The 26,516-nt window shown below is 73.4% G+C and carries 6 protein-coding genes; 1 reads left to right on the top strand and 5 read right to left on the bottom strand.

Going from position 1 to position 26,516, the window contains the following annotated elements:
* Positions 1–71 precede the first annotated feature (71 nt).
* On the top strand, positions 72–821 hold the full coding sequence (locus AB0P41_RS28070) for an SDR family oxidoreductase (protein WP_365934803.1): 750 nt from the start codon (positions 72–74) through the stop codon (positions 819–821).
* A 344-nt stretch (positions 822–1,165) separates the two neighbouring features.
* Here the strand turns inward: AB0P41_RS28070 and AB0P41_RS28065 are convergent, their stop codons facing one another.
* The 5 genes from AB0P41_RS28065 to AB0P41_RS28045 form a co-directional block, all read right to left on the bottom strand.
* On the bottom strand, positions 1,166–2,245 hold the full coding sequence (locus AB0P41_RS28065; protein WP_365934801.1) for an NlpC/P60 family protein: 1,080 nt from the start codon (positions 2,243–2,245) through the stop codon (positions 1,166–1,168).
* A gap of 281 nt (positions 2,246–2,526) precedes the next feature.
* On the bottom strand, positions 2,527–3,585 hold the full coding sequence (locus tag AB0P41_RS28060; RefSeq protein ID WP_365934800.1) for a VWA domain-containing protein: 1,059 nt from the start codon (positions 3,583–3,585) through the stop codon (positions 2,527–2,529).
* 80 nt (positions 3,586–3,665) lie between these two features.
* A complete protein-coding gene (locus AB0P41_RS28055; RefSeq protein ID WP_356710593.1) occupies positions 3,666–4,136 on the bottom strand; it encodes a GNAT family protein in 471 nt (156 codons plus the stop codon).
* A 72-nt stretch (positions 4,137–4,208) separates the two neighbouring features.
* Complete coding sequence (locus tag AB0P41_RS28050; RefSeq protein WP_365934798.1) at positions 4,209–11,786, bottom strand: amino acid adenylation domain-containing protein; 7,578 nt, start codon at positions 11,784–11,786, stop codon at positions 4,209–4,211.
* Complete coding sequence (locus AB0P41_RS28045) at positions 11,783–26,242, bottom strand: amino acid adenylation domain-containing protein (protein WP_365934796.1); 14,460 nt, start codon at positions 26,240–26,242, stop codon at positions 11,783–11,785. Before AB0P41_RS28045 ends, AB0P41_RS28050 begins: the two co-directional genes overlap by 4 nt.
* Positions 26,243–26,516 lie beyond the last annotated feature (274 nt).

Here is a 26,516-nt window from a genome sequence, read left to right as displayed (position 1 = left end):
ATCGATCGCTACGGAAGTGCTACGTTCGACTTCAGCAACGATCGATGCGGAAGTCGGAAGAGGTCATTCACATGGGGTCACTCGAAGGCAGAACCGCTCTCGTCACCGGGGGCGGCACCGGGATCGGTCTGGCCAGCGCCGCAAGGCTGGCCACCGAAGGTGCGCACGTGTTCATCACCGGCCGTCGCAAGGCCGAACTCGACGCGGCCGTCGAGACGATCGGATCATCGGCCACGGCGGTGATCGGCGACATATCGAACCTGGCCGACCTGGACCGGCTCTACGAGACGATCCACGACCGGGGGCGGGGCCTGGACGTTCTGTTCGCGAACGCCTCCGTCGCCACGTTCGCCACACTGGAGCAGACCACCGAAGAACACTTCGACGCCCTCTTCGGCATCAATGTCCGGGGCACGCTCTTCACCGTCCAGAAGGCGCTGCCGCTGCTCAACGACGGCGCCTCGGTGATCCTGAACGGCTCCACCAACGTGGACGTCGGCGCGGATGCCTTCGGCGCGTACGCGGCGTCCAAGGCAGCCACCCGGTCGTTCGCCCGCACCTGGGCCAACGAACTCAAGGGGCGCGGCATCCGGGTCAACACCGTCACCCCCGGGCCGACCGACACTCCTGGCCTCTCGGGACTCGCTCCCGACCCGGAGCAGGCCGCCGGCCTCAGGCAGCACCTGGCCGCGCAGGTGCCGCTGGGCCGGCTCGGGCGTCCGGAGGAGATCGCCGCCGCAGTGGCCTTCCTCGCCTCCGGGCAGAGCAGCTTCATCACCGGTTCGAGCCTGTACGTCGACGGCGGCATGAACCAGATCTGAGCGCCGTGGCCGCGCCCCGACGAGGGAAGGCGGCCCCTCCTCGGACGGGCCGCCCCGGCTACGGACGGCAGCGGGTCGATCTCCACCCGTACGGTCTTGCCCCCGGGCACGCGGTCGTGCACCGACCACCGGGTCGCTCGCGCCTCCACGAGGAGCGACCCCCGGCCCGAGTCCGCCGCGACGCCAGACCGGCCGAGGCCGCCCGGCGGGGGCGGCCGCCGCTCACCGCGCGCGTCGGACACCTCTCAGGCCTGATCGAGCGCCCCGGAGCCGGTTCGGAACCGGCTCCGGGGCGCTTCTCCCAGCCATCCGACGGGCAAGGACAGAACGGCCCCTGGGCACGGTCAGATGCGCACCGCGGTCTGGTAGGCGCCGATGGTGTTCATCGACTCGTAGCGGACGTACGTGCCCGGGTACGGGGCGTGCAGCACCGTGTTGTTGCCCGCGTAGAGGCCCACGTGCGAGGTGTTGCTGAAGAAGACCAGGTCGCCCGGCTTCAGCTGGCTGCGCGCGATGCGGGTGCCCTGGTTGATCTGCGTGAAGGTGGTGCGGGTGATCTGGGCACCGGCCTGGGCGTAGGCCCACTGGGTCAGGCCCGAGCAGTCGTAGGAGCTGGGGCCTGTGCCCATGCGGCCGTACGGCTTGCCCACCTGGGTGTGGGCGGCCTGGAGGGCCGCGGCGCCGAGGGCCGAGGCGGGAACCTCGTTGCCGAGGTCGACCTGCTCGCCCGAGGAGGAGGAGGAGGAGGAGGTCTTGTTGCCGGCGCCGGCCCGCTCGCCTGCGGCGCGGTTGGCCGCCCGCCGATCGTCCTCGGCCATCTTGGCGCGCTCGGCGGCCGTGAGGGTGTTCAGCAGCTTCTGCGCGGCGGCCAGCTTGCCCTGGGACTTCTTCTTGTTCTCGTTCAGCGTCTCGCGGACCTCGGCGAGGGCCGTGAGCTTGCCCTGCGCCTCCTTGCGCTGCTGCGCCAGGGCGCGCTGCTTCGCCTGGATCTTCTCCAGCGAATCCGCCTGCTTGGCCGACAGCTGGTCGAGCGCGGACGCCTGGTCGAGGAAGCTGTCCGGGTCCGAGGAGAGCAGCAACTGGACCGACGGGTCGAGACCGCCGGAGCGGTACTGCGCGGTGGCCAGCGAACCGAGCTGTCCACGCAGGGTGTTGAGCTCGTCCTGGCCGCGGGCGACCTTGTCCTGGAGCGCGTCGGCCTGCTTCTTGAGCTTGTCCTGCTGCTCCTTGGCGCCGTTGGCCTTCTCGGTGGCGACCTCGGCCTCGTGGTAGAGCTTGTCGACCTTCGCCTTGACCTCGCTCTTGGTCGGCTTGGGGTCGGCGTGCGCCGCCTGGGAGGTCAGGGCCACAGCTGCGGCGGCGGTCGCGGTGAGCACGGTCACGCGGGCGCGGCTCGGCTGCTTGGGACGACGGTGGGACCCCACGAAGGCGAGCTCCTTCTTCCTCGAGCCGCCTACCGGGCTGGGGGGGGAACGAATGGATCCCCGGCTCCGTGCACGTCACGGACTCGGCGGTTCCTTCGCCGTCACCCCGGGTGGGCAATCAACCGTGCGAAGGTTCGAGCCATGACCTTAGTAACCATCTCGTTATCCATGCAATCTTCACAGCGTGAATGTCGACACGCGCGGCATTTGCGCACCGTCAACGCACCCCCAGTGACCGCGACCTGACGGCCTGTCCGGACGACTGCGTCCTCGCCGGAACGTCAGAGCATGATCAGAAGGCGCGTGTCGGCCTTGAGCTTCCTGTTCACCGAGCGGCTCTGCACGTACACCTCCAGCTTGGGGTTGTTGCCGGCCTTGACGGAGACCGTCCCATGGATGCCCGTGCCGAACAGGAGGCTGCGCGCCGCGTCGCCCGTGTACGCGCGGTCGGTGTCCTTCTCGACCACGATGACTTCCTTGTCGGGCTGCACCTGGACCCGGGTGCCCAGCTGGTAGTAGCAGGAGCCGCGTCGGTACGAGACCCCCGGATGCGAGTCCACGAAGGCGCGGATCTCGGTCTCCTTGTCGACCTTCAGGAGCCGGTACTTGTCGGCCGAGACCGGTTCGAGGTTCGCGCGCACCTCGTCGACCGATATGTCCTGGCCGACGGCGAACAGGTTCTTCGTGCCGCGCACACCCTGCTCACGGCCCCGCAGGAAGCTGGTGGCGGCGGCTCGGACGGTGCCGATCGCGTCCTCGACACCCTTCTGGGAGTCCGCGTCCCAGATGGCGATGTTCCCGGCGGGGAAGCCGTAGTTCTGCGCGGTCCGCTTCGCCAGGGAGTTGGGGACGAGGATCGCGGAGGTCCAGTGGCTCGGGAGCCCGCCCATCTTCGCCGTGATCCTGTCGAGCCAGGGGCCGAGTATGGACATGTCCCCGTCGTGCCGCCTGTCGCCGCCGGAGGCGTTCTCCTCGCCGTCCGTCACCACGATCTGGAGGAAGCTGTGCTCGCCGTACTCCTCCCAGATGTGCCCCAGGTCGTCCAGGGACTTCAGAGAGGCCTCGATGAGGGCCGTGGCGCCGTTGTTGACCTTGTACAGACCCCGCATGGACGGCAGATGCTTCACATCCATGTCCCAGACCAGGTTCTCCACCCTGTGGTCGAAGGAGTAGAGGCTGATGCGGGTCTCATGTCCGAGGTTGTCCGACTCGGCTTTCAGACCCGCCACGAACTCGTCCACGACGCGGATGAGTTGGCCCTGGTGCTGATACATGGAACCCGAACTGTCCACTACCAGCGCGACGTGGTTCACCTTGTGCTGGATCTTGTTTGCGGACATGTATCTGCTCCTTCTCCGAAGCTCCCCGAGTGATGTGTTCACCGTATGTGGAGCCACTGACAACGGACCTCGACCGCCGATCAGCGCCCGTCAGCGGGCTGTTGGAGCACCAGCATGATGTGCTCGTCCTCGCCGTACATGACCGTCCCGGTGCGCCGGAAGCCGTGCTTCTCCAGCAGCCGCACCGAGCCGGTGTTCCCCGCGAAGGGGTCGGCGTACAGAGGCCGGGCCGTCTCCAGGTCGAGAAAGAGCGCCAGCGCCCGGGTGCCGATGCCCCGGCCCCAGTACTGCCGGCCGAGCCAGTACCCGATGAAGCGCCGGTCCTCGTCCCACCACGCGACCAGGTTGCCCGCGAGCTCCCCGTCCACGGTGACGGCCTGCACCCGGTTGGAGGGCTCGCCCAGGACCTTCGTCTTCCAGTGGTTCATGAAGGCCTCCCGTTCCCTGGGCGGGAAGTTCGACCGGCGCACGGACTCCGGGTCGTGCTCCTGCGCGAGGAAGACCTCCAGATCGGACGGACCGACATCTCTCAGACGCACCTGTTCACTCATGCCGACGGAGTCTGGCATCCGCCACTGACAGTCCCGGGCGGCGGAGCTCCTCACGCGTCGGCGCTCGGCCGGCTACGTCGTCACCCGCAGCCCCTGCGGAGTGGGCAGGAAACCCGTCTCCTGGAAGTAGGTCAGGTAGCGGGTCAGGATGTCGTCGGTCAGGGGCGGCAGGTGGACGCCCAGTGCTCCCACCGCCTTCGCCGTCCGGCTGGAGTCGAAGCGGCGGTGCTCCATCGCCTGCTGCCCGGTCTGCCCTGCGTCGCCGAGGAACAGCTGCGCCGCGTTGTCGTGCCGCGCCGCGACGCGCGCCTGCCAGTCCGCTGCGGGGACGGTGCGCAGCTCGTGGCCCAGGCGGGCGGCGGCGTCGAAGACACGGTCCAGCCCCGGCGCGTCCGGGTTGGTGAGGTGGTAGGTCTCGTCACCGGTCCCACCGGACGCGGAGAGCGCCACCACTGCCGCGCTTACGTGGTCCACGGGCACCCAGTCGGTCGACGCGTACGGCAGGTCCGGCACCGCGCCCGCCTGGAGACACCCCTTGATGAGCTGCCACAGCAGGTCGCGGTCCTGGCAGGCGCCGGTGGCGGTGTCGCCGCTGATGCGGCCGGGCCGGTAGACGGTCACCGGCAGCCCGCGTCCGCGGGCCATGCCGACCAGTTGCTCGGCGACCCACTTGCTCTGCGCGTAGCCGTCGGGCAGGCCGGACGCCGGTCCTGTCGGAGTGCTCTCCGTGACGGTGACGGGATCCACGCCGGTCGCCGGGGCGTAGACGCTCGTGGTCGAGACGTAGTGCATCCCGGGTGACGCGGAGTCGGCCAGCAGACGCAGCAGTTCCTCGGTGCCCGCCACGTTCGGGGCGCGCAGATCGCCGTAGCCGGCGGCGAAGTTGACGCGTGCGCCGTTGTGGACGACGGGGCCGAGCCGGCGGACAAGGGCGGCCCGGGCCTCGGGTGACAGGCCGAGGCCGGGGGCTGCGAGGTCCCCGGGGACGGGGCGGACGAGGGCCGCGTACCGGGGACGCCACAGGCCGTAGCGTTCCAGATTCGCCCGTAGCCGGTCTGCGGCGCGCTGCTCGTCCTCGGCACGTACGAGGCAGTCGACCGGGCCGTCGGTGGTCTCGATGAGGTCGCGCAGGAGGAAGGCGCCGAGGAAGCCGGAGGCGCCGGTCAGAAACGGCCGGGGGGACGGGCGGGAAAGCCCGGGGCGCGGGGCGGTGCCGTCCCGGCCCACGCCCGTGATGTCCGCCGCGAGGCGGACCTCGGCGGCGAGCGCCGGAGCGACGGCGCTCGCCCGGTCCTCCTCCCCCGTCTCGCCTTCCGGGAGGCACTCGCTCTCCAGGAGGCGGGCCACCCCTTCGACGGTCGGCGCCGCGAACAGGGCGCGCAGCGAGGGGCGCCGGCCGCAGCGTTCGCCGATCCGCCGGGCGAGGGTCACGGCGAGCAGCGAGTGGCCGCCGAGGGCGAAGAAGTCGTCCGAGACACCGACCTCGGGTACGCCGAGCGTCTCCGCGAAGGCCTCGCACAGGGCGCGTTCCCGAGCGGTGCGCGGTGCACCGCCGCCGGCCGGTGCGGCACGGTCCGGTGCGGGCAGGGCGCGACGGTCGGTCTTGCCGTTGGGTGTGACGGGCAGGGCGTCGAGCCGTACATGGGCGGCGGGGACCATGTGGGCGGGCAGGGCGGCGGCGAGGTGCGCCCGTATCCCGGCGTCGTCCGGGCCGTCCGCACCGTCGGCGGCCACGGTGTAGGCGACCAGGCGCCGGTCGCCGGGCCGGTCCTCGCGGACGACGGCGCAGGCCGCGGCGACGCCGGGCAGGGCGGTGAGCACGGCTTCGATCTCGCCCGGTTCGATGCGGAAGCCGCGCAGTTTGACCTGGTCGTCGACTCGGGAGACGTAGACGAGCTCCCCGTCGGCAGCCCAGCGCACCAGGTCACCGGTGCGGTACATACGGCCCCCCGCGCGGTCGGACGGGTCGGCCACGAAGCGGGTCGCGGTCAGGGCCGCGCGGCCGTGGTAGCCGCGGGCCACGCCCTCTCCGGAGACGTACAGTTCGCCGACGACGCCGGGCGGCACGGGGGCCAGCCTGTCGTCCAGGACCTGGACGCGGGTGCCGTTGACGGGGACGCCGATGGACACGGTGCGGTCGGGGGCGTGCGGCCCGTCCGCGTGCTGGAAGGTGCTCATCGTCGCGCACACGGTGGTCTCGGTCGGGCCGTAGGCGTTGACGAGGAACCGGTCCCGCGCCCAGGCGTGCACCAGGGCCGGCGGGCACGCCTCGCCGGCGAGGACCATCGTCGTCCCGGTGGGCAGCGAATCCGGCGGCATCACCGCGAGCGCGGCGGGCGGCACGGTGAGGTGGGTGACGCCCCGCTCGCGGACCAGGGTGGCGAGGGCGGGTCCTGGCAGCAGGGCTTCGCGTTCGTCGATCTCCAGGCAGGCACCGGAGAGCAGCCCCATGCACAGCTCCCAGAACGCGGCGTCGAAGCTGACGGACGCCATGTGCAGCACCCGGCTGCCCGGGGCGACGCGCAGCCGCTCGCTCTGGGTCCTGGCCATGGCACCGGCGCCCCGGTGGGTGACCACGACGCCCTTGGGGCGGCCGGTGGAGCCGGACGTGTAGATGACGTACGCCGGGTGCGCCGGGAGCAGGACCGGGCGGGCGTGCGCGGACGCCGACGCGGCGGCCTCCAGGTCGCCGGTGTACAGGCAGGGCACCGGGGACTCCGGGAGGCGGCGGCGGATGCCGGGCGTGGTGAGGAGGAGGCGCGGCCGGGCGTCGTCGAGCATGTAGGACAGGCGCGGGGCCGGGTAGTCGGGGTCGAGCGGTACGTACGCCGCCCCGGCCTTGAGCACGCCGAGGAGGGTCACCACGAGGTCGTGGGTGCGGGGCAGCGCTATCGCCACCCGGTCTTCGGGGCCGATGCCCCGCGCCGCGAGGTGGTGGGCGACGGCGTCGGCGCGGGCGTCGAGCTCACCGTAGGTGAGGGTGGTGCCGGCGTCGCGGACCGCCGGAGCGTCCGGGGTGCGCCGGGCCCACTGCTCGAAGAGCGCGGGGACGGTCGACTCCGGCAGGTTCTCGACGGGTCCGGTGCCCCAGGCGGCGAGGCGGGTGCGCTCATCGGTGGTGAGCACGTCGTACGTGCTCAGCGGGCGGTCGGGTTCGGTGGTCGCGGAGTCGAGCAGCAGGACGAGGCGCGCGGCGAGGTCGCGGACCGTTGCCGCGTCGAAGAGTTCCGTCGCGTAGTCGACGGCGGCTCGCATGCCGCTGGGGGCGCCGCTGTCGTCGTAGGTCTCGGTGAAGGTGAACGACAGGTCGAACTTGCTGACGCCGGAGGCGGCCGGCACTCCGTGGGTGGTGAGGCCGGGCAGGTCGACGGGGGCGGCCGGGGTGTGGTTCTGGAGGATGAGCATGGTCTGGAACAGCGGGTGGTGGTTCTGCGAACGGGCGGGGTTGAGCAGTTCCACCAGGCGTTCGAACGGGACGTCCTGGTTCGCGTACGCGGAGAGGTCGAACTCCCGCACTCGGTCCAGGAGTTCCAGGAAGGTGGGGTCTCCCGTCAGGTCCGTGCGCAGTACGAGTGTGTTGACGAAGAAGCCGACGAGGTCGGAGGCCGCCTCGTCGGTGCGACCGGCGACGGCGGTGCCCAGGGGGATGTCGTGGCCGGCGCCGTGCCGTGAGAGGACGGTCGCCAGGGCGGCCTGGAGCACCATGAAGACGCTGCATCCGCTGCTGCGGGCGAGGTCGGCGATCCGCCGGGCGGTGACGGTCCCGAGTGTGAAGTCGTGGGTGGCACCGGTGTGCCGGGGCACGGCGGGGCGCGGCCGGTCCCAGGGCAGCTCGACCCTCTCCGGCAGCCCGTCCAGCGCGCCCCTCCAGTGGGCCAGTTGCCGTGCCACGAGGCTTTCCGGGTCGTGCTCGTCGCCGAGCAGGCGGCGCTGCCAGAGGGTGTAGTCGGCGTAGTCGACGGCCGGTTCGGTCCACTCCGGTGCCTCGGCGCGGACGCGGGCGCGGTAGGCGGTGCCGAGGTCCCGGGCGAGGGAAGCGAGGGACGAGCCGTCGGCGGCGATGTGGTGGATCACGAGGACCAGGACGTGGGCGTGGTCGGCCAGGCGCAGCAGGGTCGCCCGGAGCGGGAGACGGTGCTCGATGTCGATCGGTGCGGCGGCGGCCGCCCTGATCCCTTCGGGCAGTCCCTGCTCGTCGACGGCTTCGAGGGCGAACGGGAGACGGACGTCGTCCGGGGCGGTGATGTGCTGGCGCGGCCGGCTGTCTTGCTCGGGGAAGACGGTGCGCAGGGCGGCGTGCCGGTCGACGACGTCGCGGAGGGCCAGGCGCAGCGCCTCGGTGTCGAGCGGTCCGTCGACGCGCAGGGCGAAGGGGATGTTGTAGGTGGCGGAGGGGCCTTCGAGGCGGTGCAGGAACCACAGGCGCTGCTGGGCGTAGGACAGCGGGAGCGCGGCGGGGCGTTCCTGCGGTACGAGCGCGGGGCGGGCGGGGCGGCCCGCGTCCCGCAGGGCGGTGGCGAGCGTGGCGACGGTGGGGTTCTCGAAGAGGGTGCGGATCTCCGTCTCGGTGTCCAGGGCGGTGCGGACGCGGCCGACGAGGCGGGTGGCGAGCAGGGAGTGGCCGCCCAGGGCGAAGAAGCTGTCGTCGACGCCGACGCGGTCCACGCCCAGCACGTCGGCGAACAGTCCGGCGAGGATCTCCTCGTGCGCGGTGCGCGGCGGGCGGCTCCCCGGGCCGGGCGGGGCGGCGGGTGCCGGGAGGGCCGACCGGTCGAGCTTGCCGGTGGTGGTCAGCGGAAGCGCGTCGAGGGGCTGGATGGCCCCCGGCACCATGTAGGCGGGCAGTTGACTGCCGACGTGGGCGGCGAGCAGGTCCGGGTCCGGGACGCGTCCGGGCGCCGGGACGACGTAGGCGGTCAGGGTCCGGTCGCCCGGCAGGTCCTCGCGGACCAGGACGCAGGCCGCGCGTACGGACGGGTCGGTGCGGAGCACCGCCTCGATCTCGGCGGGCTCGATGCGGTGGCCGCGGAGCTTGATCTGCTGGTCGGCCCGGGCCACGTAGCGCAGGGTGCCGTCGGGGTCCCGGCGCACGAGGTCGCCGGTGCGGTACATGCGCTCCCCCGTACCGGCGAACGGGTCGGCGACGAACCGGGTGGCGGTGAGCCCGGGGCGCCCCAGGTAGCCGCGGGCGACACCGGGGCCCGCGACGTACAGTTCGCCCTCGGCGCCGGACGGCACGGGTCGCAGCGCGCCGTCCAGGACGTAGGCGCGCATGCCGTCGAGCGGGCGGCCGATCGGAGGGACGACGCCGGGAGCGTCACCGGGGGGTACGCGGTGGAGCGTGGCGAACGTGGTGGTCTCGGTGGGCCCGTAGACGTTGAGGAAGGCGGTGCCGGGGTGCGCGGCGGCAAGGTCCTGGAGGATGCCGGGCGCTGCGGCCTCGCCTCCCGAGGCGGCGAGGCGGAGCAGCCCGAGGGCACCGGGATCGGTCTCGGCGATGACGTTGAACAGGGCCGTCGTCAGGAACGCCGCCGTCACGCCGTCGCGGGCGACGAGGTCACGGAGCACTGCGGGCTGGAGAGCGCCCTCGGGGGCCACGACGACGCGGCCCCCGTTGAGGAGGGGGGCCCAGATCTCGAAGGTGGAGGCGTCGAATACGTAGGCCGAGTGCAGCAGGACGGCGTCGGTGACGCCGTCACGCCACGTCCGGTCGGCCGCCAGGGCGGTGATGTCGGCGTGGGTGACGCCGACCCCCTTGGGCAGACCGGTGGAGCCCGAGGTGAACATCACGTACGCGAGCCGGGCGCCGCCCGTGACGGTGGGGAGCGCCCCCGGGGTGCCGGGGGCCCCTTGCACGGTCCGGCCCGCGCGGTCGACCGTCACCACGTGCACGTCAGGTCCGAGACCCCGCACCCATGGGTGGGTGCGGTTGGCCGCGTCGACGATCAGGGTGCGGAGGGAGGCCACCTCGGCGACACGGGTGAGCCGTTCGACGGGCCAGCCCGGGTCGAGCGGTACATAGGCGGCGCCCGCGCGCAGGGCCGCCAGAGAGGCGGTGACCAGGGCCGTCGAGCGGCCCATGAGGATGCCGACGCCGTCCTCGGCGCCGGTTCCGGCCCCCGCGAGCACACCGGCCAGCCCGTCCGCCAGTGACACCAGTCGGGCGTAGGTCAGCTGCTCGCCGGCCTCGGACACGGCCACCGCGTCCGGGTGGCGGGCGGCATGCCGGGCGACGGCGGCCGGAATGCTCTCGTCCATGGTGTCGCGGAGGAGTCCGGCACCGATCCCCTGGGAGAGCAGTGTCTCGCGCTCACCGTCCAGGAGGACGGGGACGGCGTCGGCGCGGCTGTCGAGCCCGTCCGCCATCGTGGTCAGCAGGCGCCGCATGCGGGCGACCGTGCGGGCCACCTCGTCATGGCCGAGTACGGCGGACCGGTATCCGAAGGTGATCCGCAGGGAGTCGCCCGGAGCGATGGTGAGGGTCAGCGGGTAGTGGGCGGCGTCCGTGCCGCTGAAGCCGGTGACGGCGAGACCGGGCAGCCCCTGCTGCGCGGTGCGCAGGGCCTCCGCGTCCATCGGGTAGTTCTCGAAGACCGCCAGGGTGTCGAAGAGTTCGTCCAGCCCGGTGACACCGCGGATCTCGGTCAGGCCCACGTACTGGTGGCCGAGGAGGCGGCTCTGTTCCTCCTGGAGCCGGGTCAGGAGCGCGGCCAGCGTTTCGCCGGGTGCCGGGCGGAGCCGTACCGGCACGGTGTTGATGAACAGGCCGACCATCGACTCGATGCCGGGAATCTCCGGCGGGCGTCCGGAGACGGTGGTGCCGAACACGACGTCGGGGCGTCCGGTGCGGTAGGCGAGCAGCAGACCCCAGGCGCCCTGGACCAGGGTGTTGAGGGTGAGCCGGTGCGCGCGGGCCGTCTCGCGCAGCCTGTGCGTCGTGCCGGGGTCCAGATCGAGGACGAGCGTGTCGGGCAGCTCGCCTGAGCCCGGCACGTCCGCCCCGCCGGTCCCGGCGAGCAGGGTGGGCGACTCGATACCGGCGAGGGAGGCGCGCCAGGCGCCCAGTGCGGCGGCCCGGTCCTGCTGCGCCAGCCAGGCGAGGTAGGTGCGGTACGGGACGACGCGCGGCAGAGCGCTGTCGTCGCCCTCGCGTGCGTACAGCTCGAAGAGCTCCCGCACGAGCAGCGGCATCGACCATCCGTCGAGCAGGATGTGGTGGCTCGTCATGACGAGCCGGTGGCTCCCGGCACCCGTACGCACGAGGGTGAACCGCATCAGCGGCGGGGAGGTGAGGTCGAAGCGTCGGGTCCGGTCGGCGGCGAGGAACGCGGTGAGGCGCTCCTGTGCCGTGTCCGAGCCGTCCGCCCCGGTCAGGTCCAGCTCCTCCAGCGGCACCGGCACCTCGGCGGCGACGGCCTGCACGGGCTCGTCCAGGTCCTCGTGGAGGAATCCGACCCGCAGGTTGGCGTGCCGCCGCAGCAGACCGTCCACGGCGGCGTGCAGGGCGGGGACGCTCACGGGGCCTTCGAGGTCGAAGACGAACTGCGCGGTGTAGACGTCCACGGCACGGGAGTCGTACAGCGCGTGGAAGAGCATGCCTGCCTGCAACGGCGTCAGCGGCAGTACGTCTTCCAGTCGGAACCCGGTCACTTGCGGCCACCCCACTTGTTCTGCAGTCGGTCGATCTGGGCCTGGCCTAGGGAGACCAGGGGAAGGTCGGACGGCGTGTAGCCGCCCGCGTCGGGACGTTCGGCGTGTTCGGCCACCGCGCGCAGGGCGCGGGTGCAGGCCTCGGACAGGGACTCCACGTCCTCCTCCTTGAGGAGGTCGCTGGGCCAGGTCCAGCGGGTCACCAGGCGCGGGCCGTCCGGCAGGTCCTCGGTGTGCGCGTTGATGTCGAGGACGTGGTGGACGGGCATGTCGGGGTCCTGGCTTCGTGGTCCGCCGCCGTCGAGCAGGACGTCCCAGTCGGCGCCGTCGCCCCCGCCCGCCGGGGCGGACGAAGAGGCGTACCGGCCGAGGTAGTTGAAGCCGATCTGGGGATCGGGTGAGGCGGCCAGCACCTGGCGGGTGGCGGGGTTGAGGTGGCGCAGCATTCCGTAGCCGACACCGTGGTCCGGGACCGCGCGCAGCTGCTCCTTGACGCGTTTGAGCGCGCGTTCGACCAGGGCGGCGTCGAAGCGGCCGGGGGCGCGTGCGTCGACGGGGCCGGGGTCGATCCGGACCGGATAGAGGCTGGTGAACCAGCCGACCGTACGGGAGAGGTCGAGGTGGTCGGCTATCTGCTCGCGGCCGTGTCCCTCCAGGTCGAGCAGGACGGCGGTGCTGTCCGGCCGGGGCCCGCCGAGGGCGGCGGCCCGTTCGGCACGCCAGGAGCAGACGGCGAGGGCCAGCCCCGTGAGCAGGACGTCGTCCACCCCGGCGTGGAAGGCGGCGGGGGCGGTGGTGAGCAGGGATCTCGTCCAGGTGGCGGGCAGGTGGGTGACGAGGGTGCGCGTCCGGTCGGCGGTGTCCAGGTCGGGGTCGAGCGGCCGGTATCCCAGCTGGGGGTCGGGTGTGCTCGACGCTGCCTGCCACAGGGCGAGTTCGTCCTCACGTCTCGGTTCACGCGCCTGGGAGGCAAGGAGCCGCGCCCACTGCCGGTAGGACGTGGTGGCCGGGCGTGGCGCGGGCGGCCGTCCGCCTCCGTCGGCGGCCTCGGTGACGGTCTCCCAGGCATGCGCCACATCGGCGGCGAGGATGCGCCAGGAGACCGCGTCGACGGCCAGGTGGTGCACGACGAGCAGCAGCCGCCCGCGGGCGCGGGGCCCGGCGTCGCACCAGACGGCCTCGACCACCTCCCCGTGCGCGGGCCGCAGCCGTCTGCGCGCCTCTTCACCCGCCTCGGTGACGGCGGCGCGGACCGCCTCGGCGTCGAGCCCCGCGACGTCGACCCGGGTGAAGCGGCGCCGGGCGGGGACGGCCCCGGGCGGCAGTGCCTCCAGGACGGGTGCCCCGTCGGTTGACCGGGTGGTCCGCAGCCGGAGCATGTCGTGCTGGTCGATGAGGAGTTGGAGGGTGGCTACGAGGGAGTCCTCGTCGGCTCCCACGGGCGTGCGCAGCACCCCGGACTGGTTGTATCCGTCGGTGGTGCCGGGCCGCTCCAGGAACCAGGCGACGATGGGCGTCGGAGGCATCTCGCCGGTGCCCTCCCCGGCCGGCGCGGTGGTCTCCCCGCCGAGGGCGGTGGCGACGGCCGCGATGGCCTCGGGCGTGCGGTGGACGAACACATCGCGCGGGGTGACGCCGAGGCCCGCGTCGCGGACGCGGCTGACGAGCTGGATCGAGAGGATGCTGTCGCCGCCGAGCGCGAAGAAGTCGTCGTCGGCGCGGACGGCGGGGGTCCCCAGGACGGAGGCGAACGCCTCGCACAGGACGCCTTCCTGAGCGGTGCGCGGCCCCCCGCCCGGCCGGAGGACGGCGGGGCGCTCCGGGACGGGCAGGGCGCGCCGGTCGGTCTTGCCGTTGGGCAGCAGCGGCAGCGCGTCGAGGGGGACGAGGACGGCGGGCACCATGTACGGCGGCAGGGCGGCCATCAGACGGGTGCGTACCTCGGCGTCCGTGAGGGCCGCATGGCCGCCGCTCCCGCCGTTCCCACCGGAGACGGTGTAGGCGACCAGGCGCCGTTCGCCAGGACGGTCCTCGCGGACGAGGGCGCAGGCGGCGGTGATGCCGTCGAGCGCGGTGAGAGCGGCCTCGATCTCGCCGAGTTCGATGCGGTAGCCGTGCAGCTTGACCTGGTCGTCGGCGCGGGCGACATAGCCGATCAGGCCGTCGGCGTCCCGCCGGACGAGGTCGCCCGTGCGGTACATGCGGCTGCCGGCGGGGCCGTACGGGTCGGCGACGAACCGTGCGGCGGTCAGGCCCGCGCGCCCCAGATAGCCGCGTGCGAGGCCCTCGCCGGCGACGTAGAGCTCGCCGGTGACGCCCGGGGGCACCGGCAGGAGGTGCGCGTCGAGGACGTAGGCGCGGGTGTTGTCGACGGGGCGGCCCAGCGGCACGTTCCCCTCCCCGACCGGGGCGTCCGTGGTCCCGTACCGGTGGGCGGTGGCGTCGATGGTCGCCTCGGTGGGCCCGTAGAGGTTGTGCACCTCGGTCTGCCACGTCCGCCGGACGCGCTCCGCGAGGTCCCTGGTCAGGGGTTCACCGCCGCACAGGACGGCCCGCAGCGTCGTGGGCGCCTCGCCGGGAGCGGTCTCGGTGAGGACGAGCGAGAGGTGCGAGGGCACGAACTGGGCCAGGGTCGTGCCCGCGTCGCGCATGCGGGCCAGCAGCGCCGCCGGGTCGTGGTTGAGGGCGGGCGGCACGGGGCAGGTGGCGCCGCCGTGCAGGAGCGGCAGCCACGTCTCCCAGACCGAGGCGTCGAAGCTCGGCGAGGTGCGGGCGAGGACCCGGTCCTCGCCGGTGAGGCCGAGGTGGTCCGCCATCCACGCCATGTGGTTGGTCAGGGAGGCGTGGGTGACGACGACACCCTTGGGGCGGCCGGTGGAGCCCGAGGTGTAGATGACGTACGCCGCGTCACGCGGGTCCGGCGCGGCGGTCGCGGGCGCAGCCCGGCCGGTGGACCAGGCGGCCCGGTCGTCGAGGGCGAGGCAGGGCACGGACGGGCTGTAGCGCGCGGTTCGTGCGGTGCCATGGGTGAGGAGCAGGGCCGGGCGGGCGTCGTCGAGCATGTGGGCGACGCGCGCCTCGGGGTACTCCAGGTCGACGGGCAGGTACGCGGCCCCGGACTTGGCCACCGCCAGCATCGCCACGACCTGGTCGGCGGTCCCTTCGAGGGCGAGGGCGACGAGGTCGCCGCGGCCGATGCCCCTGGCGCCCAGGTGGTGCGCGAGATCGTCGGAGAGCGCGTCGAGTTCGCCGAAGGTGAGACGGTGCGTGCCGTCCAGCACGGCGGTCGCCTCGGGGGTCCGCTCGCACTGGGCCCGGAACGCCTCGGGCGCCGTGCGGGCGGCCACCGGCCGCACCACGCCGTGCGCGGCGCGTTCGACGCCGAGCCGCTCGGCGGGTTCCAGGACGTCGGTGGTGTGGACACGCCGGCCGGGGTCGGCGGCGAGTGACGCGAGCAGTCGGGTCAGCCGGGCGGCCAGGGTGTGCGCGGTGTCCTGGTCGAAGAGTTCGGTGGAGAACTCCAGGACGCCGTCGAGACCGGCGGGCCGCCCCGCGCCGTCGTGCTTCTCGGTGAAGGTGAAGGTGAGGTCGAATTTGCTGATGCCGGTGCGCACGGGCTGTTCGGTCACCGTGAGCCCGGGCAGGCCGACGGCCGCGGCCGCGTGGTTCTGGAGGACGAGCATGGTCTGGAACAGCGGGTGGTGGTTCTGCGCCCGCGCCGGGCTGAGGGCGTCCACCAGCCGCTCGAACGGCACGTCCTGGTGGGCGTAGGCCGCCAGGTCGAAGTCCCGTACCCGGTCGAGTACGTCGCGGAAGGTGGGATCCCCGCTCAGGTCGGTGCGCAGGACGAGGGTGTTGACGAAGAAGCCCACCAGGTCGTCGAGGGCTTCGTCGGTGCGTCCGGCGACGGCGGTGCCGAGCGGGATGTCCTCGCCGGCACCGTGCCGGGAGATGAGCACCGACAGGCCCGCCTGGAGCACCATGAAGAGGCTGCATCCGCTCGACCGGGCCAGCTCTGCCAGCGCCCGATGGGTGTCCGCGTCGACGGGGAAGGCGAACGCGTCGCCGCGGTGTCCCGTGACGGCGGGACGCGGCCGGTCGCAGGGCAGGTCGAGCAGACCGGGAGCGCCGGCCAGCGCGGTCCGCCAGAAAGCCAGCTGGCGGGCGGCCTCTCCCGCCGGGTCGTTCCCGTCTCCGAGCAGGGCGCGCTGCCACAGGGTGTAGTCGGCGTACTGGACGCGGAGTCCCGTCCAGGAGGGCTCCACCCCCTCGGTCCGTGCCCGGTACGCCTCGCCCAGGTCGCGCGCGAGCGGGGCGAGGGACCAGCCGTCACCCGCGATGTGGTGGACGAGCAGTACGAGGACGTGGTCCTCGGTCCCCAGCCGCAGCAGCCGGGCCCGTACGGGGAGGTCCGTGCTCACGTCGAAGGTGTGCGCCACCTCGGCGCCCAGGACCTCGTCGAGGCGGGCGGGCTCGGTGTCGCGGGGCGTCAGGTCGAGGTCGGCGTCCTCGGCGCCGAGGACGAGCTGACGCGCCACTCCGCCGGTGTCGGGGAAGACGGTGCGCAGGCTCTCGTGCCGTTCGACGACGTCCGACAGGGCGCTCTCCAGGGCATCCGCGTCGAGCCGTCCGCGCAGGCGGAGCACCAGGGGCACGTTGTACGTGGCGCTGGGTCCCTCGAACCGGTTGAGGAACCACAGGCGCTGCTGCGCGTAGGACAGCGGCAGTGGATCGGGACGGCCCGGGGCGCGCCCGAGGGGGCGCCTGGCCGTTGCGGCACCGTCCAGCGCGGCGGCGAGCGCCGCCGGTGTGGGGTGCTCGAACAGGGCCCTGACCTGGACCTCCACACCCAGCGCGGTACGGATGCGCGCGACGAGACGGGTGGCGAGCAGGGAGTGGCCGCCCAGGGAGAAGAAGTCGTCGTCGAGGGAGACCCCGTCGAGGCCGAGCAGGTCCGCGAAGAGCCCGCACAGGATTTCCTCGCGGGCGGTGCGCGCGGTGCGCCCGCGGACCGGGGCGTGCTGCTCCGGGGCGGGCAGGGCGCTCCGGTCCACCTTGCCGTTGAGGGTCAGCGGCAGCGCGTCGAGCAGGACGAAGGCGGCGGGGACCATGTAGGCGGGCAGGGACCTGCCGACGGCCCGGGCGAGGTCGCCGGGTTCGGGGCGGGCGCCCCCGGCGGGCACCACGTACGAGACCAGCCGGCGGTCACCGGGTGTGTCCTCGCGGACGACGGCGAAGGAGTCGGCGACGCCCTCGCAGCAGGCGAGCACGCCCTCGATCTCGCCCAGTTCGATGCGGTAGCCGCGCAGTTTCACCTGACCGTCGGCGCGGTTGACGTACGCGATCCGGCCGTCGTGGGTCCACCGGACGAGGTCGCCGGTGCGGTACATGCGTCCGCCCGACGGGTCGAACGGGTCGGCCACGAAACGCGTGGCGGTCAGGCCCGGGAGCCCGGTGTACCCGCGTGCCACGCCGCGTCCGGCCAGGTACAGCTCGCCCACGACGCCCGGCGGTACCGGGCCCAGGGAGCCGTCGAGGACGTAGCCGCGCATGCCGTCCAGGGGGCGCCCGACCGGCGGCGGCCCCGGGGGCAGGTCGGCCGGCACGTCGTGACGGGTGGCGAAGGTGGTGGTCTCGGTGGGTCCGTACACATGGAGGACGCGCGTGCCGGGTGCGGTGCCCGCCACCCGCTGCATCGCGTCCGGTGAGGCCAGTTCACCTCCGGCGCACACCAGCCGGAGGCCGGCGAAGGCACCGGGGTCGGTCTCCGCGAACACGTTGAACAGGGCGGTCGTCAGGAAGACGGCGGTCACGCCGTGCTCTTGGACGGCGTCACCGAGGGCACGGGCCTCCAGGACACCGGCCGGTGCGACGACGATCCGGCCGCCGCGCAGGAGCGGGGCCCAGATCTCGAACGTGGACGCGTCGAAGACGTACGCCGAGTGCATCAGGACCGCGTCGGCGGCGCCACCGGCCCACGCCGAGTCGGCCGTGAGCGCGGCAACGTCGCCGTGCGTGACGCCGACGCCCTTGGGCAGGCCGGTCGACCCGGAGGTGAACATCACGTAGGCGAGCGCGTCGGGTCCCGGCACCGTCGCGGGGTGGCCCGGCCGAGCGGGAGCGCCCCGCAGGATCCGGCCGGTGCCGTCCACGACCACGACCGGCACCCGGCGGGCCGCCGCGGTGACCCAGGGGGTGCCGTGCGCTTCCTCGTCGACGACGAGGACCCGCAGGTCCGCCACTTCGGCCGCCTGGTCGAGCCGTTCCTCGGGCCAGCGCGCGTCCAGCGGAACGTAGGCGCCGGCCGCGCGGACCACGCCGAGGGACACCGACACCACGGCCGGCGACCTGGTGAGCAGCACGCCGACCCCGGCCTCGGGGCCGACCCCGAGACCCGCCAGGGTACGGGCGAGGCCGGCGGAGACCGTGTCGAGTCCGGCGTACGTGAGCGTGGCGTGGTCGCCGGTCACGGCCACGGCGTCGGGTGTGCGGCGCGCCTGGGCCGCGAAGAGCTCGGGCAGGGTGGCGTCAGAGGTGTCCGGCAGACCGCGGCCGGTACCCCAGCGCGTGACCTGGGTGCGCTCGTCCGGCGTCATCAGGTGGTAGCCCGCCAGGGGCAGGCCCGGATCGGCGGCCACCTGCTCCAGGAGGCGGACCAGGCGCGCCGCGAGGGCTTCGACGGTGGCCCGGTCGAAGAGGGCGGTGGCGTACTCGATCCCGGCGGAGAGACCGCCCGCGCCCTGCTCCCCGTCGCCCGCGCCCTGCTCCTCGGTGAAGGCGAAGGTCAGGTCGAACTTGCTCAGGCCGTTGTGGACGAGCCGGTCCTCGACGGTGAGCCCCGGCAGGTCCGGGCGGTCGGTCTCCTGGTTCTGCAGGACCAGCATGGTCTGGAACAGCGGGTGGTGGTTGCGCGCCCGGACGGGGTTGACGCTTTCGACGAGGCGCTCGAAGGGCACGTCCTGGTGCGCGTAGGCGGCGAGGTCGAACTCACGCACACGCACGAGGAGTTCGCGGAAGGTCGGATTGCCGGACAGGTCCGTGCGCAGCACGAGTGTGTTGACGAAGAACCCGACCAGGTCCTCCAGCGCCTCGTCCGTGCGGCCGGCGACGGGCGAACCGAGCGGGATGTCGTCACCAGCGCCGTGCCGGTGCAGCAGGGTGGCCACCGCCGCCTGGAGCACCATGAACAGGCTGCTGCCCGACTCACGGGCCAGGCGCAGGAGTTGCGCGTACAACGGGGGTGGCACGTCGAAGGTGTGGACGGCACCTCTCGGGTCCGTCGTGACCGGGCGGGGCCGGTCGAGCGGCAGGTCGATCAGCCCGGGCAGACCGGCGAGGGCGGAGTGCCAGTGGTCGAGCTGCCGGCGCAGGGCGCTCTCCGGCGCGACGCCGTCGCCGAGCGCCGCCTGCTGCCAGAGGGTGTAGTCGGCGTACTGGAGCGGGGTGCCGGCTGTCAGCTCGGGCCGGCGGCCCTCGACGCGGGCCCGGTAGGCCTCTCCGAGGTGGCGGACGAGCGGGGCGAGGGACCAGCCGTCGCCCGCGATGTGGTGCAGGACGAGCACCAGGACGTGGTGACCCGGCGCCGAGCGGAGCAGCAGGGCCCGCAGCGGCGGATCCACGACGACGTCGAACGGCTCGCGCACGGCGGCCAGGACGGCTTCCTCCAGTTCCCCGGGGGAAGTGGCCAGGACAGGCGGACGGGGCGCGGCGGTGTCGACGGGAAGAACCAACTGGTGCGGTACCCCGTCCCGTTCCGGGAACAGGGTGCGCAACGCCTCGTGCCGCTCCACGACATCGCGCAGCGCCGCCAGCAGGGCGTCGGTGTCCAGGGCGCCGTCCAGTTCGAGGACGAGCGGGATGTTGTAGGCGGAGCTGGGGCCTTCGAGCCGGTCGATGAACCACAGGCGCTGCTGGGCGGAGGACAGCGGCAGCGGATCGGGCCGCTGAGCCACGCAGACCACCGGCGGGCGGGTTCGGCCCGGCGTGTCGAGGACGCGGGCCAGACCCGCGACGGTCGGGTGCTCGAAGAGGGTGCGTACGGCGATCTCGGCGCCCAGAACGGTACGGACACGGCTGACGACGCGCATGGCGAGGAGCGAGTGTCCGCCGAGGTCGAAGAAGCTGTCGTGCGGGCCCACGAGGGGCCGGCCCAGGACATCGGCGAAGATCCCGGCGAGCAGGTCCTCCTGGAGGGTGCGCTGCCCCGCTCCGGCGGGAGCGCCGGCGCCCGGCTCGGGCAGGGCACGCCGGTCCACCTTGCCGTTGGGCAGGAGCGGGAGGTCGTCCAGGACGACGACCGCCCCGGGCACCATGTAGTGCGGGAGGGTCTCGGCGAGGGCGTCGCGGAGGGCGGCGGGGCGCGGGGCCGGTTCCCCGGTGACGGCATAGGCGACGAGCCGGCGACGGCCGGGTGCGTCCTCGCGGATCACGGCGCAGGAGGCCGTGACTCCCGGCCGCGCCAGGAGTGCGGCCTCGACCTCGCCCAGCTCGACGCGGAAGCCGCGCAGCTTGACCTGGTCGTCGGCGCGGGCCACGTGGTCGAGCAGACCGTGCCGGTTCCACCGTACGAGGTCGCCCGTCCGGTACATGCGGGCGCCGGTGGCGTCGAACGGGTCGGCGACGAACCGTGCGGCGGTCAGCCCCGGGCGGTTCAGGTAGCCACGGGCGAGGTTGGGGCCCGAGAGGTACAGCTCCCCGGTGACGCCGGCGGGCACGGGCCGCAGCCGGGTGTCGAGGACGTAGGCGCGCATGGTGTCGACGGGAAGGCCGATCGGCACGGTCTCCGACGGTGTACGGGCGTCCGGGTGCCCGCCGGTTCCCGGGTCGCCGGCACGGTGGGCGGTCGCGTCGATGGTCGCCTCGGTCGGCCCGTAGAGGTTGTGCGCCTCGGCCCGCCACAGCCTGGTGACGTCGTCGGCGAGGGCGCGCGGCAGCGGTTCGCCGCCGCACAGGACGGCGCGCAGGCCGGGGAGCGGCGCGGCGTGCGCCGCCTCGGTGAGGACGAGGGTGAGGTGCGAGGGGACGAACTGGGCGAGAGTGACGCCGAACCGGCTCATCCAGGAGACGAGGGCACCCGGTTCCCGGTTGGCGTCGTGCGGCAGCACACAGACCTCGGCGCCGCTCATCAGCGGGAGCCAGATCTCCCACACGGAGGCGTCGAAGCTGGTGGAGGTACGGGCGAGGACGCGGTCCTCCGGGGTGACGGCCAGGTAGCGCGTCATCCAGGCCATGTGGTTGGCCAGAGCCGCGTGTGTCACGACCACGCCCTTGGGACGGCCGGTGGAGCCCGACGTGTGGATGACGTACGCGGGATCCTCGGGGTGCGGGCGGTCCGGGAGGGGTGCGGTGGGGCCCTCCGGCCGGGACTCCGGGCCGTCGAGGGCGAGCCACGGTATGCCGAGGGCGGGCAGGTCCCCGTGGACGTCCGTGGTGGTGAGCAGCAGGGCGGGCCGGGCGTCGTCGAGCATGTGCCGGATGCGGGCGGGCGGATACTGCGGGTCCACGGGCAGATAGGCGGCGCCGGCGCGCAGTACGGCCAGCATGGCGACGACGGTGTCCACGGACGGCGGCGCGGCGAGCGCCACCCGGTCCTCACGCCCCGCGCCCCGCTCGCGCAGGACGTGGGCGAGGGCGTCGGCGCGGGCGTCGAGTTCGGCGTAGGTGAGGCTCGTGTGCGCGTCGCGCACGGCGACGGCACGGGGTGTGCGTGCCGCCCATTCCCGGACCGCCTCCGGGGCGGTGCGGGTGGGCTGCGGGAGCTCCGCGCCGTGTCCCTGGGCGAGGAGACGGTCGCGCTCGTCCGGCGCGAGGGGGTCGAGGTCGCCGACCGCACGGTCCGGGGCGGCCACGGCCTGGGTGAGGACGCGGGCGAAACGGGCGCACAGGGCGCGGGCGGTGGAGGCGTCGAAGAGGTCGGTGGCGTATTCGAGGTAACCCCCGATACCGGCTTCGTTGGCTTCGGCGGCTTCGGCGACTTCGGCGACTTCGGCGACTTCGGTGAGCGAGAACGTCAGGTCGAACTTGCTGACCCCGGTGTGCCGGGACCGGTCGTGACTGGTGACGCCGGGGAGGTCGAGCGCCGCCCGCTCCTGGCTCTGCAGGACCAGCATCGTCTGGAAGAGCGGGTGGTGGTCGCCGGACCGCTCGGGATTGAGCGCCTCCACGATCCCCTCGAAGGGGATGTCGCTGTGACCGAAGGCGGCGATGTCGAACTCCTTGACCCTCTGGAGGAGTTCGCGGAAGGTCGGATCGCCGGACAGGTCGGTGCGCAGGACGACGGTGTTCACGAAGAACCCGACCAGATCGTCGAGTGCCTCGTCGGTGCGCCCCGCGGTCGCGGTTCCCAGTGGGATGTCGGTTCCGGCGCCGTGGGCGTGCAGCGTCACGGCGAGAGCCGCCTGGAGGACCATGAAGGGGGTGCAGCCGGTGGCGCGCGCGAGCCGGGTGAGCGCGGCGTGCGCGGCGGCGGGCAGCTCGAAGGAGACCGAGTCGCCCCGGTGGCCGGCCACGGGCGGGCGGGGCCGGTCGAGCGGCAGGTCGAGCAGGCCGGGCGCGCCCCGCAGCGCCTCCTGCCAGAAGGCGATCTGTCGTGCGGCCAGGCTGTCCGGGTCGTCGGCCGAGCCGAGCAGCCGCCGCTGCCAGAGGGCGTAGTCGGCGTACTGCACGGGCAGCGCGGGCCAGTCGGGAGTGTCCGCGCCCGAACGTCTGGCGCGATAGGCGGCCCCGAGGTCGCGGCTGAGCGGGGCGAGGGACCAGCCGTCGGCGACGACGTGGTGGAGGACGAGCACCAGGACGTGACGGGCGGGGCCCAGCCGCAGCAGATGCGCCCGGACTCCGACGTCCCCGGTGAGGTCGAAGGGCACCGCGGACAAGCGGCGCACCGTCGCCTCCGCCCAGGCGTCGGCGCTCTCGTTCGCCGGCGGCAGCTCGACGATCAGGGGGACGAGCGCCACGGCGGCGGACGGGGCGAGGACGTCCTGGCGGGCGACACCGTCCTCCTCGGTGAACACGGTGCGCAGGCTCTCGTGCCGGACGACGACGTCGGCCAGCGCGCCGCGCAGGGCGTCCGTGTCCAGGGGGCCTTCGAGTTCGACGGCCAGCGGGACGGTGTAGGTGTCGCCGGGGCCCTCGGCGCGGTTGAGGAACCAGAGGCGCTGCTGCGCGAAGGAGAGCGGCACCGTGCCGGGCCGCTGCTGCGGGACGAGGGCGGGCCTGGCCGTCCCGGTGGTGTCGAGCGCGGCGGCGAGAGCGGCGACCGTGGGGTGGTCGAAGAGCGTACGCATGCTGATCTCGGCGCCCAGGGTGGCCCGCACCCGTCCGGTGAGGCGGGTCGCGAGCAGTGAGTGGCCGCCCAGGGAGAAGAAGTTGTCGTCGACGCCGACCGCGTCCACACCCAGGACGTCGGCGAACAGACCCGCCAGGACCTCCTCGTACGCCGTGCGCGGGGCGCGGCCCGTGGTGGCCACGGCGCGCGGGGCGGGCAGGGCGCGGCGGTCGACCTTGCCGTTGGCGTTCAGGGGCAGCGCGTCGAGGAGGACGAACACGGACGGCACCATGTACGCGGGCAGGGCCCGCCCCACGCGACGGGCCAGGGCGGCGTCGTCCGGCCGGGCGCCGGGGGTCCGCACCACATAGGCGACGAGCCGCCGGTCGCCCGGCAGGTCCTCGCGGACCAGGACGCAGGCGGCCCGGACGTCCGGGTCGGCGAGCAGGGTGTTCTCGATCTCGGCCGGCTCGATGCGGAATCCGCGGAGCTTGACCTGCCCGTCCGCGCGCGAGACGTACTCGATGTCGCCGCGCGCGGTCCAGCGCACGAGGTCACCGGTGCGGTACATCCGGCCGCCACGGGTGTCGTACGGGTCGGCGACGAACCGGGTGGCGGTCAGCGCCGGCCGGCCCTGGTAGCCGCGTGCGACGCCGTGGCCGCTCACGTAGAGCTCCCCCACGACGCCGGGCGGCACCGGCCCGAGGGTGTCGTCGAGCACGAGGAGGCGCATCCCGTCCAGGGCCCGGCCGATGGGCGGCATGCCGGGCGTGCCGGCGTCGACCTGGTGGCGGGTGGCGAAGGTCGTGGTCTCCGTGGGCCCGTACACGTGCAGCACGCGCGTGCCGGGCGCGGCCGCCGCCACCCGCTGCATCATGTCCGGGGTCGCGGCCTCGCCGCCCGCGGCGACCAGGCGCAGTCCGCCGAACGCCGCGGGGTCGGCCTCGGCCACCACGTTGAACAGGGCGGTCGTCAGGAAGAGCGCGGTCACCCCGTGCCGGTCCACGACCTCTCTGAGGGCGGGCGCCTCCAGTACGCCGCCGGGCGCGACGACCACGCAGCCGCCGTTCAGCAGCGGCACCCACATCTCGAAGGTGGAGGCGTCGAACACATAGGCGGAGTGGAGCAGTACCGCGTCACACGCACCGTCCGACCATGTGGTGTCGGCGGCCAGGGCGAGAACGTCGGCATGGGTGACCCCGACGCCCTTGGGCAGGCCGGTGGAGCCTGAGGTGAACATCACGTAGGCGAGCCGGCCTGCGGGAGCCGTTCCGGGCAACGGTCCGGGCCGCTGCGGGTCTCCGCGTACGACACCGCCGAGACCGTCGAGGACGATCACCGGCAGGGTTGCGGACATCTCTTCCACCCAGGGCTGCCTGGCGGTGGCCTCGTCGACCACCAGGGCGCGGACGCGGGCCACTTCGGCCGCACGGGCGAGCCGTTCGGCCGGCCAGGCCGCGTCCATGGGTACGTACGCGGCGCCTGCCGCGACCGTCCCGAGCGTGGCGCACACCACGGCCGCCGAGCGGGCCATGAGGACGCCGACGCCGTCCTCGGCACCGATGCCCCATCCGGCCAGGGCACCGGCGATCTCTTCCGCCGTCCGCGCCAGCTCCCGGTACGAGAGGGTGGCGGCGCCGTCCACCACAGCCGGGGCGTCGGGGGTCAGGCGGGCCCGCGCGCCGAACGCCTCCGGCAGACCGGAGGCCGTCGTCCCGGCCGGCAGGGCGGCACCGCGCCCGTGGGCGAGCAGCGCCTCGGCGGCGGTGTCGTCCATGAACGGCAGGTCGCCCAGAGGTGTGCCGGCCTCCGCGCCGGCCACGGCCGACAGGAAGGGGACGAGGGCCTGCTGGAGCAGCCGCACGTCATCGGGGTGGTACAGCTCCGGGTTGGCGTCGAACCCGATCAACGGCCCCTTGCCCTCGGCCCGTTCCGATACGAAGAGGGACACGTCGTCGACCGGGCCGATGGACAGCACACGGGACGGGGCGGGGCTGCCGGCGAAGTCGAGGTCGTAGTCGTAGCCCATGATGTTGACGACGACGTCGGTGAGGTGCGCCGCGCCGTCGGCCAGGTTCAGTTCGCGGGCGAGCTGTTCACGGGAGAAGCGGCGGTGACGAAGGGCTCCGCCCATCTCGGCCGCGACGGCACGCACCAGGGCGCCGACCGTCATGTCGGCGGTGACGGTCAGGCGCAGCGGCAGGATGTTGGCGGTCATGCCGACGACGTGACGCAGGCCGCCGTGACGGCCGTTGGAGGCGAGCCCCACGGTGATGTCCTGCGCGCCGGTGACCCGGGCCACGTAGGCGGCGACCGCGCTCACGAGGACGACCGGCCATCTGGTGCGGTGACCGGAGGCGAGAGTGCGCAGGTCGTCGAGGACGGTGACGGGCAGGGTCTCCCCGGTGTGCATCCGGACGTCCGTTCCGGCTGGTCCGGACGCTGTCGGAGCGTCGGTGCGCCGCCGGACGAGCGGTGCGCCGCCCCGGGCGCGCGCGTCGTCCCCGGTGCCTGCGGTGTTACGCGTGCCCTCGCCCGCCAGGTCCCCGAACTTCCCGGTCCAGTAGGCACGGTCGGCCTCGAAGCGGCCGGAGCCGCGGTAGGCCGCCTCGTCGGCTATGAGGTCGCGCAGGGGCGCGGGGGGCAGCTCGGCCGAGGCGAGGTCCTCGCCGCGCACGGCCCGCCCGTAGAGGTCGGCCACGATGCGGCCGAAGACGCCACCGCCGAGGCCGTCGACGGCGATGTGGTGGAAGCGGACGTACCAGTAGTGCAGCCGGACGCCGATGCGCAGCAGCGCGAAGTGGTGGCGCGGGGCGTCGAGCCGGTCGACGGTGGACATGTCGGCGGCCATGTAACGCTCGGCCGCCGCTTCGGCGTCGTCCGCGCCGGAGAGATCCACCCGGCGGAGCCTGCCGCTGTCCGTCGCGGCCCGGTGACCGACGTGCTGCCGGACCGTCTCGCCCTGGGTGACGAACTCGAGATGGAGGCTGTCGCACAGGGCGATGGCCCGGCCGACTGCCGCGCCGAACAATTCCTCGTCGAGGTCACCATGGATCTCGAAGCATTCCCCGATGTTGTATTTCGGGCTGGCCGGGTCGACGAGTTGCCCATACCAGACGCCCTGCTGGGCCGTGGTCAGTTCGAGGAACTCTTGGGGAGCCTCGGGGGTCGGGAGAGAACGGTTTTCCTGCATGCCGGTCCACACCTTTGGGGAGAGCGTTCGGGGACGGTGAAGAAGGGCCGGGTAAAACCGACCACGCCAGTGCACCGGTTGTTGGTACTGGGGCCGGCGCAAGCGGAGACGACTGCCGCCGCACCCACCGAATCCGGCGCGGCCGAGATCTCCCACGGGGCATTACCACCCGGCGGGAGACGGTGTTTCATTCGCACATCGAAGGCGCCGCGCAAGACAGCCCATCGATAACGTATGCACGTCACATGGAGACGAAATGAGCATGCGCGAACAA

It is taken from the genome of Streptomyces sp. NPDC079167 (genome assembly GCF_040686735.1).
GTDB lineage: Bacteria > Actinomycetota > Actinomycetes > Streptomycetales > Streptomycetaceae > Streptomyces.
The sequence above is the reverse complement of the archived record's forward strand: the minus strand, read 5'-3'. Positions and strand labels throughout refer to the sequence as shown.